Below are 11,462 nucleotides of genomic sequence, written 5' to 3'. Positions count from 1 at the left end.
TGCCGCCGGCTTTCTCACGGGTAATGCTTTGGAAATGCCGCCGACAGGAACGCGTTCGCCGCCTGCAGCGCGCTCTCGCGGGTGACGTCCTCGGTCCCCATCATCAGCCGCAGCCACAGACCTTCCAGCATGGCGCTCAGCGCCAAGGCGATGACTTGCGGCTCATAGGCATAGCCGCCACTCTCTTTGAGCGTTGCGCAGAGATCGATGAAGATCTTCTGGTAGGCCGCGTCGCGCGCGCCGCAGAGCGCCTGATAGGTCGGCCGCGACTTGGCCTCGCCCCAAAAGGCGCACCAGGCGGCCAGCTTGCGCTTGTTGCAGATCGAACGGTCGAAATCGGCCGCGACCAGCGCCCGCAACTGGTGGGCCGGGTCCTCGCCGGCCTTGGTCAATGCAGCACGCCAGTGCGCGGCATATTCGTCGGCCATGTATTGCAACGTGGCGACGAGCAGCTTGTCCTTGCTTTCGAAGTGAAAGTTGACGATGCCGCGCGACAGGCCCGCGCCATCGGCGACGTCGGCCATCGTCGTCTCCGAATAGCCGCGCTTGGCCAGCGAATCGATCGTCGCCTCGATCAGCTGCTGCTGCCGGACTTCCTTCGACGCCTTGCGGCCGCGCTTTTCGGCGTCGCCTTTTCGTGCTGGTTCAGGCAGAACATCCCTGGCTTCTGCGGTCTTCATCGGCGTCATGATCTCCAGCATTGCCGGCTACCCAACCGGCTTTCGACCGCGAAGATGAGTGGGACGGTGCTCACCACTGTCAAGCACCTTCTGCATGGCTTCCCAGGTCCGGATGTTCTTGTCGACATAGGCAGCGCCGACCGCGGCAGCGACCGTCGGATAGAGCGGACCTTTCAGCCTCTCCAGCTCGCCGCGAGCGACCTCACGATACCAGGGATTGCGGTCGCGTATGGTGACATTGGAAAACCCTGCCCGGCGCATCGCCAGCACATAGCGCTCAGGCGAGGCCATGGCGAAGGACAGCCCCTCGGCCGCGACATAGGCCTTCATCTCGGGTGACGGTCCACCGTCATGCGAGATCATCCAGTTCGATGCCGCAAAGACTCCGCCCTGCTTCAGCACCCGGAAGATTTCGGCAAACAGCGCGTCCTTGTCGGGTACGTGCAGCAGCAGCGCATCCTTGGAGAAGACGACGTCGAAGGAAGCATCCGTGAAAGGCAACGGACCGGGCGGCGCCTGGACGAAGCTGACGCGGTCGCCGAGACTTTGTGCGGCCGCGCGCCGGCGTGCCGTCTCGATCACTGGCCGTTCGACATCGAACCCGGTAGCGTGGGCGGCGCCATGGCGCTCGACCAGATGCAATGTGATGCCGCCGGCACTGCAGCCTATGTCGAGGATCGTCTTGCCCGCGAGCGACAGGCCTTCGACGACCCGGTCGACCTCGTCGGGCCCGCCCGACGACAGATAGCCGTCGCCCCAGAGCGCCTCCAGGAAGCGGGTGGCGGTGTCGTCATATTCCGGCTCGGCATCCGCCGTTTCGATCATCCGACCTCAGCTCCGACTGCCTGCTGGACATCCCAGAAAGTCGGCAAAGCCTAGCGCATAAACAGGAAAACGCAACATCATTTGTTGAACATTCATTCAATACAGCTGGACAAAATGGCTGAAGCCGTGCCAAATTCCGAGCATTCGGGAACAGATCACATAAAAATGAACGGTGAGATCGCCATGAAGGCTCGGCGTATATGAAGGCGTGGGATGCAATCGTCATCGGCGGCGGCCACAACGGGCTGGTCAACGCCTGCTATCTCCAGCGCGCCGGCCTCGACGTGCTGGTGGTGGAGAAGAACGACTGGGTCGGCGGTGCGGCCACCAGCAGGGAATTGACGCCTGGTTTCCTCTACTCCAACTGCTCCTATGTCTGCTCGCTGTTCCGGCCCGAGATCATGCGCGACCTCGAGTTGCCGCGCTTCGGCCTGCAGGTGATTTCCTATGAAGGCGGCGCCGTCTTCACCCGCGACGGCGACTATCTCGCCAACTACCGCGATCACGACGCCCATCGGCGCGAGTTCGCCCGTTTCTCCAAGCGCGATTCCGAGGCCTATGACAGCTACGCCCGCGATGTGACGCGGCAGTGCCGCTTCATCCAGCCGCTGCTGATGCGCACCGCGCCGGACCCGACAAGTTTGCGGCCGCGCGATCTCGGCGAGCTGCTCTATCTCGGCAAGAAATTCGCCGGGCTTTCGGCGGAAGAGATGACGCTGACGCTGCGCTTCTGGACCATGTCGATCTCGGACTTCCTCGACGAATATTTCGAGACCGATGTCATCAAGGCCAACTTCGCACTGTCCGGCATCATCGGCACGGCACTCGGACCGATGTCGCCCGGCACCGCGTACGTGCTGCTCCACCACTATATGGGCGAGGTCGACGGTTCGGTCGGCGCCTGGGGCTATGCGCGCGGCGGCATGGGCGCCGTCACCAAGGCGCTCGCCGCGTCCTTCAAGGCCTCCGGCGGCACCATCCGCACCGGCGCCGAGGTCGACCACGTGCTGGTCAAGCGCGGCAAGGCCAAGGGGGTGGTGCTCGCCGGCGGCGAGGAGATCTACGGCAAACTTGTCGTCTCCAATGCCGACGTGAAGCGCACCTTCCTCAAGCTGGTCGAGGCAAAGGAACTGCCCGACATCTTCCTGCGCCGGGTCAAGAACTTCAAGATCCGCGGCTCGTCCGGAAAGGTCAACATAGCGCTGGATTCGCTGCCCGAATTCCCGGCGTTGCCGAAGGATTCGCCGGTCTATCGCGGCGACATGCATTTCACCGATTCGATGGAACGCGTGGAGCGCGCCTATGACAACTGGAAGGCCGGGCGCTGGTCGGCCGACCCGTTCCTCGACATGGTCATCCCGACGACGCTCGACCCGACCATGGCTCCGCCGGGCAAGCATTTCATGAGCTGCTTTGTGCAATACGCGCCACCCAAGGTGAACGGCCACGACTGGACCGACGCCGATCGCGACGGGTTCGCGGAAAGCGTGATTGCGCAGATCGCCGAATACTCGCCTGGCTTCCGCGACCGCATCGTCCACATGGAGGTGCGCACGCCGCGCGAAATCGAAGCCGAGGTCGGGCTGACCGAAGGCAACATCTTCCAGGGCGAACTGACCTTCGACCAGCTTCTGTTCAATCGTCCGGTGCCCGGCTACGCGCAATACCGCTCGCCGCTCAGTGGGCTCTATATGTGCGGCTCCTCCACTCATCCCGGCGGCGGTGTCATGGGCGCGCCCGGCCGCAATGCCGCCGCCGAAATCCTGCGCGATCTCGCTAAATCAACCTCGCATATGAGCCCCGCCCATGACGTCATTTGACGCGATCATCATCGGCGGCGGCCATAACGGCCTTGTCGCCGCTGCAGTGCTGGCGAAGAGCGGCCGCAAGGTGCTCGTGCTGGAAGCTGCCGACGATGTCGGCGGCGCTGCCCGCACCGAGGAGTTCGCGCAGGGCTTTCGTGTCTCCTCCGTCGCCCATGTGCTCAACCGGCTGCATCCCGATGTGGTGAAGACGCTTGAGTTGGAAAAACATGGATTGGAGATAGCACGCGGCGATTTCGTGCCGACCGTTGCGCTGTCCAGGGATGGCCCGCCGCTTATGCTGCATGGCGCCTATGGCGAGGTGCTGACCGGCGCCAGCCCTTCGGAGCAGACCGCGTGGAAGGAATTGCGCGCCCAGTTACTGCGCTATGCCAGCATCTTGAAGCCGTTCTTGTCGCGCCGTCCGCCCGACCTTGGCGCCATGTCGCTGCTGGAGACGGCAGCTCTTGGCCAGACAGCGCTGGCGCTGAAGAAACTCGGCAAGGAGGACATGCGCGATTTCCTGCGCGTGCTTTTAATGAACATCGCCGACCTGCTCGATGAGCAACTCACCGACGACCGGCTGAAAGGCATGCTCGCCTTCGACGCGACGCTCGGTAGCCATCTCGGTCCGCGTTCGCCGACCTCGCTGCTCGGCCTCTACTACCGGCTGGCGGGCGAGGTGGGCGGCAAGGCGGGCGCGCAGATCGTGCCGAAAGGTGGCATGGGCGCGGTCGTCACCGCCATCCGCGCAGCCGCGGAGAGGGCCGGCGTGACCATCCGCGCAGCGTCACCTGTCGCTAGGATCATCGTCGAAAAAGGTCGCGCCGTCGGCGTCGCGCTCGACAGCGGCGAGGTGCTACGTGCGAAAACGATCGTCTCCGCCGTCAATCCGGCAACAACCATCTTCGATCTCGTCGGACCGAGCGAGGTCGACACAGGCTTCGTACGCAAGGTGAAAAACATCCGCATGAAGGGCGATGCGGCCAAGCTGCATCTGGCGCTCGACCGGCCGCCACAATTTGCCGATATCGACGCCGCTGGCCACAAGGGCCGCCTGGTCATCGCGCTCTCGCCCGATCACGTCGAGCGTGCCTTCAATCCATCGAAGTATGGTGAGTTCTCTGCCGAGCCGGTGATGGAGATCGCGCTGCCCAGCCTCGCCGATCCGTCGCTTGCGCCCGCCGGCGCCTGCGTGCTGTCGGCGGTCGTGCAATATGCGCCCTATGTGCTGAAGGGAGGCTGGAGCGCGGGCAAACCGAAATTCCTGAAGGCGATTATGGCTCAGCTCGAGCCTTACGCACCGGGCATTTCCAAGACCGTGCTTCACACCGAACTTTTGACACCGGCCGACATCGAGGCGCGTTACCGGATGCCCGGCGGTCACTGGCATCACGGCGAATTGCAGGCCGACCAGATGCTGATGTCGCGGCCAGTCTCCGGATGGTCGGGCTACGACACGCCGGTCGAGGGGCTATTCCTCGCCGGCGCAGGCTCGCATCCGGGCGGCGGCGTTTCCGGTGCTCCGGGGTTGAATGCCGCGCGGCGCATTATCGCGATGAGGGGGTAGGGATGATCAACCAATCGGCCAAGCCCGTGCTCTACGGCGCCCCCCTCTGTCCTGTCGGACATCTCTCCCACTTGGGGGGAGATTGGCTCTCATCAACGCTTTCGCCAATCACCAACGCTGCAGGAGATGAGCCGGCCATACGGCCAGCCGATCTCCCCCCTTGTGGGGGAGATGTCCGGCAGAACAGAGGGGGGCGCGAAGGAACGCCGTCATGAACCATCATCCTACCATGAACCCAACGACCGCCCGCGCCGCTGCGCAATCTCATTTCCGCACCTTGCGCCTCGACACGCCGTTCCAGCCGCGCATCGATGCATTGGCGAGGACCCAGGACTGGTACAATTGGGCCGGCTACCGCGCCCCGCATTCGCTGTGGGACGAGGAACTGGAATATTTCGCCATCCGCAGTCAGGCCGCCCTGTTCGACATCTCGCCAATGACGAAATACCGCATCGAGGGTCCCGACGCCGAGGCCTTCCTCAACCGCGTCACCTTGCGCGACGTGACCAAGCTCAAGCCGGGCCGCGTCCACTACACCGCCTGGTGCGACGACGAAGGTTTTGTCCTCGATGACGGCACGCTGTTTAGGCTTTCCCCTACACGCTTCCGGTTGTGCTCGCAGGAGCGGCATCTGCCCTGGCTACTCGACAGCGCCATAGGCTTCGATGTGAGCATCGAGGAAGAAACTGAAGCCGTTGCCGGCCTCGCCCTGCAAGGTCCAACCTCGTTCGCCGTGCTGCGCGATGCCGGTTTCGCAGGCGTGGAAAAACTGAAGATTTTCGACCTCGCCGAGTTCCCACATGATGGCGACACGATCACCATTTCTCGCACCGGCTTCACCGGCGACCTCGGCTACGAACTGTTCGTGCCAGCCGAGAAGGCGCTAAGCCTCTGGGACCGGCTGATGACTGCCGGCGAATTGCACGGCATCCGCGCCATCGGTTACACGGCGCTGAACCGCGCCCGGCTGGAGGCCGGGCTGATCGTCGCCAATGCCGACTTCACCACCGCCGAGCACGCCATCCGCGCCGACCGCTTGCGCATGCCGGATGAGATCGGCCTCGGCTTCATGGTCGACGTGGAGAAAGGCCATTTCAACGGCCGCCGCGCCATCCTCGAAGCTCGGACGAAGCGGAAGCTGCGTCATGTGCTGGTCGGGCTGGAGATCGAAGGCAACATCCCGGCCGAACATGCCATCGTCTACCACAAGAGGAGCCAGGAGGTCGGGCTGGTCAGCGCCGCCATGTGGTCACCCATGGCCAAGCGCAACATCGCCATCGCGTCGCTGGCAAGGCCTTTCGGCGACACGATGGTCGAAGACCTCTGGGTCGAGATCTACGCCATGCGCGAGCTGCAGTACCAGAAGCTGATGAAACGGGCCAAGGTGGTGCAGCGCCCCTTCATCAAGCTCGACCGCCGCACCGCCAATCCGCCGGCGGATTTCTGACCATGAGCGACGAGGCCGAGCTAGAAGCCTCTGAGCAGTGGCAACTGGTCAATACGCCGCTTGGTGAAAAATGGTCCGGGCGCACCCGCTATGCCGCCGCCATGTTCTTCTATAAGCGCGGCGAGATGAGCCCTGAGACGCTCGAGGTCTATCGCATCTGTGCGCGGCTGGATTCCACCGATCCGTTGCCGATCATCCGGGATCGCGGCGGCGGCCAGGACTGGCTGAAGCGCATGGGCTACAAATAGCGACTGGGTGGACTTATCCGATGGTCTTCTCAAGCATGCCGATCCAGTTGCGGTAGGCGATCTTCTCGATCAGCGCCCGTCCGAAACCCCGCGCGGCAAGCGCGTCGATCAGCTTCGGCAGGCCGGCGACATCGCCGATGACGGCCGGGATCATGGCGCCGTCGAAATCCGAACCCAGGCCGACGCCATCCTCGCCCAGCGCCTGCAGCAGCGAGTCGACATGGCGCACCATGATCTCGAGTGAGGTGTCAGCGTTCATCCTGCCGTCCTCGCGCAGGAAGCCGGTGGCGAAGTTCAGCCCGACCATGCCGCCGCTTTCGCGGATGGCGCCGAGCTGCCAGTCGGTAAGGTTGCGGGAATGGCCGCAGATCGCGTGCACGTTGGAATGCGTGGCGACGAGCGGCGCATCACTGATTTCAGCGACGTCGCGAAAACCCTTCTCGTTGAGATGCGAGAGGTCGATCATGATCTTCAGCTGGTTGCACGCCTTGACCAGCGCCTTGCCGGCGTCGGTCAGGCCGGGCCCGGTGTCGGGCGAGGACGGGAAGCGGAACGGCACGCCGTTGCCGAAGGCGTTGGGGCGGCTCCAGACGATGCCGAGCGAGCGCAGGCCGGCGGTGTGCAGAACGTCGAGCATGGTGAGTTCGGGATCGATCGCCTCAACGCCCTCGATGTGGAACACCGCCGCGATCGAATCCTTCGCCATCGCGTCGCGCACATCGCTGGCACTGCGGCAGACGGTCAGCGCTCCGGCCCGCTCCAGCCGAAACAGGATCGAGGCCATGGCGATGGTCGAGGTCAGTGCTTCACTGCGCGGAAGCTCGGGCGGCAAGGGCTCGTTGTCGCTCGGCGCCGGCGGCACCGCGGCGCGTTTGGTTTTCTCGACCGGCGGCGGGAAGATCGCGAACATGCCGCCGGCAAAGCCGCCCTTGTTGGCGCGCGGCAGGTCGATATGGCCGCCCTGCGTCCCCTCGATGAACAGCTTTTCGACATCCGCATCCTTCGACTGATAGAGCCTGAGCAGCGTGTCGTTGTGGCCGTCGAAGACGGGGACGAGATCGGTTTCGGTCATCAGGAAGCCATTCGGTTGAGGTAAGCCGGGCCGCGGACCGTGAGCCGGCCCGCGGGCGATACCTCTACTTAGGCAAGATGGCCAAATCGCGCAAATGCCAGACAGGTGATTGCGTTTGTTTCTGCCCGCGCGGCCGTCTGTCTCCGCGCGGACAAACGCCTATTGCTTCAGCACGTCGGCCCATTCCGGATGGCGCCGGAACTGGGCGTTGGCGAAAGGGCAGAGCGGGATGATCTTCTTGCCGGCTGCGCGCGCGTCCTCTACGGCGCGGGTGACGAGCCGAAGCCCCGCGCCCTGGCCGCGAAACGCATCCGGCACCTCGGTGTGGTCGATGATGAGCTGGTGCTCGCCGATCTTGGTGAAGGTCATCTCGGCCTCGGCGCCGCCAGGTCCGCGCAAGAAATAACGACCCTTGGAGCCGCGGTCCTCCAGTTCGATCTCAGGCAATTGGTCAGGCATTGCTTAGGCTCCTTCAGCAGGCACGCCGGCGAAGAACCGCCGCGCGGCCTCGATTTCATTCGGCCGCACCTCGTGCCCGCCCTCATGCCATTCCACAGTGACATCGGCGCCATCGGCGCGCAAATAGGCCTCGAGCCGCGACGTCAGGTTGGGCGGACAGATCGGATCGCGCTTGCCGGCGGTGACCAGGATGCGGCGGCCGGCAAGACTGCCCTTCACCTCCGGCTCGAACGGGATCAGCGGATGCATCAGCACCGAGGCATTGAACAGGTCGGGTGCAGCGAACACCACCGAGGCCAGGATGTTGGCGCCGTTGGAATAGCCGAGCCCAAGCACCGACGACGGCTTTGCTGCCTCGACCTGCGCCCTGACGAAACCCGCCATCTTGTCCGTGGCCCGAGACAGGTCATCCATGTCGTAGACGCCCTCGCCGGTGCGGCGGAAGAAACGTGCCGCGCCCATTTCGGCAACGTCGCCGCGCGGCGACAATATCGTTCCGTCTGGAACGAGATCGCGCCCGAGCGAAAGCAACTGGCTCTCGTCTCCGCCAGTGCCGTGGAAGACGAAGAGCAGCGGACTGCCCGGCGAACCGGGCAGCAGCTTGTGGATGTAAGCGTCCTTGCTCATGGTCCTCAACCTTCCAGCTTCTGCAAATGCTGTTCGAGATAAGGCCTCAGATGCTGATGCTGCGTCGGCAGCTTCAGCGCTTCGCCGAGATGGGCAGTGTCCTCGTCGCGGTCGAAGCCCGGCTCGTTGGTGGCCACCTCGAACAGCACGCCGCCCGGCGTGCGGAAATAAATCGCCCAGAAATAGTCGCGGTCGATCACCGGCGTCACCTGATAGCCGGTGTCCATCAGCGCCTTGCGCACTTCGAGCTGCTTCGCGCGGTTTTCGACGGCGAAGGCGACATGGTGGACCGAGCCGGCGCCAAGATTGGCGAAGGCAGCACCCGGCAGCGATTCGATGTCGACGACATCGGCGCCGTTGCCATTCTTCACCGCCAGCCGCCTTACGTTGCCGGACTGGTCGACTTCCTCATAGCCCATGAACTTCAACAGCTCCTCGGTGGCGCCGCCGTCCTTGAGCCTGAGCGACACCGAGTGGAAGCCACGGATCGCTTCGTCGGCGGGTACGCCGCCCTTCACCCACGGCGCACGGCTGTCCACCTTGTCCTCGACCAGCGCGAAGCCGTCGCCATCGGGACCGGCAAAGGCCAACCGCTTCTCGCCGAACGCTTCCTCGCGGGACAGCCCGGCAACGCCCTCGTCGGCAAAACGCTTCTCCCAATAGGCAAGCGTGCCTTCGGGCACGGAATAGACGGTGGTGCCGACTTCGCCGATACCGTGGCGGCCCTTGCCGATGTTCGGGAACGGAAAGTAGGTCATCACCGAACCCGGCGTGCCGACCTCGTCGGCATAGTAGAGGTGGTAGACGTCTGGCGCGTCGAAATTGACGGTTTTCTTGACCCGGCGCAGGCCGAGCTTCTTGGTGAAGAACGCATTGTTCTGGCGCGCATCGCTGGCCATCGAGGTGACGTGATGCAGGCCCTTGATCTGGTCGAGCATTTTTTGCTCCTTCCTTTGGTGCTTGTGCGGCCCATGCCGCTGTCCACGCCAATATGAGGATAGGCACGCCGGCGGCAAAGGACGCAAACACAGAATGGACTGTGCTGTAAAAGTGAACGAAGAAGCACATTTTGTTCACCAATCGACGAACTTACTCCAGCTTGCAACGGTCCGGAATTTCGGCTCCATGAGCGGCGCGCCATCATCCAGTGAGGAGACCCAGATTGGCCAAGTCCGGTAGACGCCCAAACATTCTCCTCATCACCTGCGACCAATGGCGCGGCGATTGCCTGTCCGCCGCCGGCCATCCCGTGGTGAGGACTCCGAACGCCGACGCGCTTGCCGCCGACGGCGTCCTGTTCCGACGCCACTATGGCGGAGCCGCACCCTGCTCGCCGGCGCGTGCCTGCCTCTACACCGGCCTCTACCAGATGAATAACCGCGTCTGCCGCAACGGCACGCCGCTCGACGCTCGCCACGGCAACATCGCGCTCGCGGTCAGGGCCCTCGGTTATGATCCGACGCTGTTCGGCTACACCGACGTCTCGCTCGACCCGCGCCGCCTGGCGCCTGGTGACCCCAGGCTGAAGAGCTACGAGGGCGTGCTGCCCGGCTTCAGCGTACGGCAGTTCCTGCCCGAGCACCAGAAACCCTGGCTGTCATGGCTGAAGGCGCGCGGCGTCGAAACCGGCGCCGGCTTCCCCGACATCCATCGCCCTGTTGGTGGAGAGGCCGGAGATGACGTGACCCTAACGCCGCCCGTCTATTCGAAGGACGAGACGCCGACGGCGTTCCTCGCCGGCGAGTTCATCCGCTGGCTCGGCGAACAGGAAGGCGGCGCGCCATGGTTCGCACATCTCTCGTTCATCAGTCCGCACCCGCCCTTCATCGTGCCGGAGCCCTACAACACACTATACGATCCCGCCGACGGTCCGGCCTTCCGCCGTGCCGAGAACTGGCAAGCCGAGGCCGAGAGCCACCCTTATCTGGCTTACGATCTCGGCCGGCAGAAGCGAAAAAACTTCCGGCCTGGCAGCGAAGGCAAGGTGCGCGACTGGGGCGAAGACAATTTTCGCGCCATCCGCGCGCTCTATTACGGCATGATCTCGGAAGTGGACGCGCAGCTCGGCCGCCTCTGGCAAGCGCTCAAGACGGCTGGCGCATGGGACGACACCGTCATCGTGCTGACCTCGGACCACGCCGAGATGATGGGCGATCATTTCATGCTGGGCAAAGGCGGCTTCTTCGACGGCAGCTTTCACATCCCGCTGATCATCCGCGACCCGCGTCGAAACGAGACATCAGGCAGTCAGATCGACCGCTTCACCGAGGCCGTGGACATACTGCCGACACTGCTCGACCTGCTCGGCCAGGATCCGCAGCCACATCTCGACGGATTTTCGCTGAAGCCATTTCTGGAGGGCGAGACGCCTGAGGACTGGCGCGACGCGGCACACTGGGAATTCGATTTCCGCTCCATCGCCGGCGGCGAACCCGAACGCCATTTCGGCATTGGCTCGCGCCAGTGCAATCTCGCCGCCATCCGCACGGAAAAGTTCAAATATGTGCATTTCAGCGGCGGCCTGCCGCCGCTGCTGTTCGACCTGATGAAGGACCCTGGCGAGCTGACCAACGTCGCCACCGATCCGGCCTATCTCGCGGTGCGGCTGGAGTTTGCCGAAAAACTCCTCGCCTGGCGCGCCACGCATCTCGACCAGTCGCTGGCACTGGCAGAGCTGACGGAAGACGGCGTTGTGGGGTATTTTGATAGGGAGTAAGGGAGTAGGGGAATAG

Annotated in this window: 11 protein-coding genes; 5 read left to right on the top strand and 6 right to left on the bottom strand. The window is 63.9% G+C overall.

The window, feature by feature from the left end; translation table 11 throughout:
* Positions 1-14: 14 nt before the first annotated feature.
* Both betI and AC04SI_RS07495 read right to left on the bottom strand, forming a co-directional pair.
* The gene (gene betI / locus AC04SI_RS07500; RefSeq protein WP_006201235.1) at positions 15-701 is read right to left on the bottom strand and encodes a transcriptional regulator BetI; all 687 of its coding nucleotides are present in this window, start codon (positions 699-701) and stop codon (positions 15-17) included.
* A gap of 6 nt (positions 702-707) precedes the next feature.
* A complete protein-coding gene (locus AC04SI_RS07495; RefSeq protein ID WP_488474052.1) occupies positions 708-1,505 on the bottom strand; it encodes a class I SAM-dependent methyltransferase in 798 nt (265 codons plus the stop codon).
* 200 nt (positions 1,506-1,705) lie between these two features.
* Here AC04SI_RS07495 and AC04SI_RS07490 point away from each other — a divergent pair, with 200 nt between their 5' ends.
* The 4 genes from AC04SI_RS07490 to AC04SI_RS07475 all read left to right on the top strand — a co-directional run bounded on the left by AC04SI_RS07490 (position 1,706) and on the right by AC04SI_RS07475 (position 6,572).
* Positions 1,706-3,325, top strand: coding sequence for a phytoene desaturase family protein (locus tag AC04SI_RS07490; protein ID WP_488474051.1), 1,620 nt, complete (start codon positions 1,706-1,708; stop codon positions 3,323-3,325).
* On the top strand, positions 3,312-4,877 hold the full coding sequence (locus AC04SI_RS07485) for a phytoene desaturase family protein (protein WP_404283694.1): 1,566 nt from the start codon (positions 3,312-3,314) through the stop codon (positions 4,875-4,877). Before AC04SI_RS07490 ends, AC04SI_RS07485 begins: the two co-directional genes overlap by 14 nt.
* A gap of 211 nt (positions 4,878-5,088) precedes the next feature.
* Positions 5,089-6,324 (top strand): aminomethyl transferase family protein, encoded by a 1,236-nt coding sequence (locus AC04SI_RS07480; RefSeq protein ID WP_488474050.1) that lies wholly within the window; start codon positions 5,089-5,091, stop codon positions 6,322-6,324.
* 2 nt (positions 6,325-6,326) lie between these two features.
* On the top strand, positions 6,327-6,572 hold the full coding sequence (locus AC04SI_RS07475) for a hypothetical protein (RefSeq protein WP_404283698.1): 246 nt from the start codon (positions 6,327-6,329) through the stop codon (positions 6,570-6,572).
* Positions 6,573-6,585: 13 nt separating this feature from the next.
* On the opposite strand, the gene AC04SI_RS07470 is transcribed toward AC04SI_RS07475, so the two are convergent.
* From AC04SI_RS07470 to AC04SI_RS07455, 4 genes are all read right to left on the bottom strand, one after another.
* Positions 6,586-7,644, bottom strand: coding sequence for a dipeptidase (locus tag AC04SI_RS07470; RefSeq protein ID WP_404283700.1), 1,059 nt, complete (start codon positions 7,642-7,644; stop codon positions 6,586-6,588).
* 159 nt (positions 7,645-7,803) lie between these two features.
* The gene (locus AC04SI_RS07465) at positions 7,804-8,103 is read right to left on the bottom strand and encodes a GNAT family N-acetyltransferase (RefSeq protein ID WP_006200562.1); all 300 of its coding nucleotides are present in this window, start codon (positions 8,101-8,103) and stop codon (positions 7,804-7,806) included.
* A 3-nt stretch (positions 8,104-8,106) separates the two neighbouring features.
* Positions 8,107-8,730 carry an alpha/beta hydrolase gene (locus AC04SI_RS07460; protein ID WP_404283702.1) on the bottom strand — a complete coding sequence of 208 codons (624 nt, stop codon included), beginning with the start codon at positions 8,728-8,730 and terminating at the stop codon, positions 8,107-8,109.
* A gap of 5 nt (positions 8,731-8,735) precedes the next feature.
* Positions 8,736-9,668 carry a VOC family protein gene (locus tag AC04SI_RS07455; protein WP_488474049.1) on the bottom strand — a complete coding sequence of 311 codons (933 nt, stop codon included), beginning with the start codon at positions 9,666-9,668 and terminating at the stop codon, positions 8,736-8,738.
* A 224-nt stretch (positions 9,669-9,892) separates the two neighbouring features.
* Here AC04SI_RS07455 and AC04SI_RS07450 point away from each other — a divergent pair, with 224 nt between their 5' ends.
* On the top strand, positions 9,893-11,446 hold the full coding sequence (locus AC04SI_RS07450; RefSeq protein ID WP_404283706.1) for an alkaline phosphatase family protein: 1,554 nt from the start codon (positions 9,893-9,895) through the stop codon (positions 11,444-11,446).
* Positions 11,447-11,462 lie beyond the last annotated feature (16 nt).

The sequence above is a fragment of the Mesorhizobium sp. CNPSo 4689 genome (genome assembly GCF_057784325.1).
Note: the sequence above shows the minus strand (reverse complement) of the source record. Positions and strands in the feature narration are given on the sequence as shown.

Excerpts from the sequence above, each read along its gene's own strand:
- AC04SI_RS07495 (WP_488474052.1), bottom strand. The coding sequence starts at position 1,505 with ATGATCGAAACGGCGGATGCCGAGCCGGAATATGACGACACCGCCACC.
- AC04SI_RS07490 (WP_488474051.1), top strand. The coding sequence starts at position 1,706 with ATGAAGGCGTGGGATGCAATCGTCATCGGCGGCGGCCACAACGGGCTG.
- AC04SI_RS07480 (WP_488474050.1), top strand. The coding sequence starts at position 5,089 with ATGAACCATCATCCTACCATGAACCCAACGACCGCCCGCGCCGCTGCG.
- AC04SI_RS07470 (WP_404283700.1), bottom strand. The coding sequence starts at position 7,644 with ATGACCGAAACCGATCTCGTCCCCGTCTTCGACGGCCACAACGACACG.
- AC04SI_RS07485 (WP_404283694.1), top strand. The coding sequence starts at position 3,312 with ATGACGTCATTTGACGCGATCATCATCGGCGGCGGCCATAACGGCCTT.
- AC04SI_RS07475 (WP_404283698.1), top strand. The coding sequence starts at position 6,327 with ATGAGCGACGAGGCCGAGCTAGAAGCCTCTGAGCAGTGGCAACTGGTC.
- AC04SI_RS07455 (WP_488474049.1), bottom strand. The coding sequence starts at position 9,668 with ATGCTCGACCAGATCAAGGGCCTGCATCACGTCACCTCGATGGCCAGC.
- AC04SI_RS07460 (WP_404283702.1), bottom strand. The coding sequence starts at position 8,730 with ATGAGCAAGGACGCTTACATCCACAAGCTGCTGCCCGGTTCGCCGGGC.
- betI (WP_006201235.1), bottom strand. The coding sequence starts at position 701 with ATGCTGGAGATCATGACGCCGATGAAGACCGCAGAAGCCAGGGATGTT.
- AC04SI_RS07465 (WP_006200562.1), bottom strand. The coding sequence starts at position 8,103 with ATGCCTGACCAATTGCCTGAGATCGAACTGGAGGACCGCGGCTCCAAG.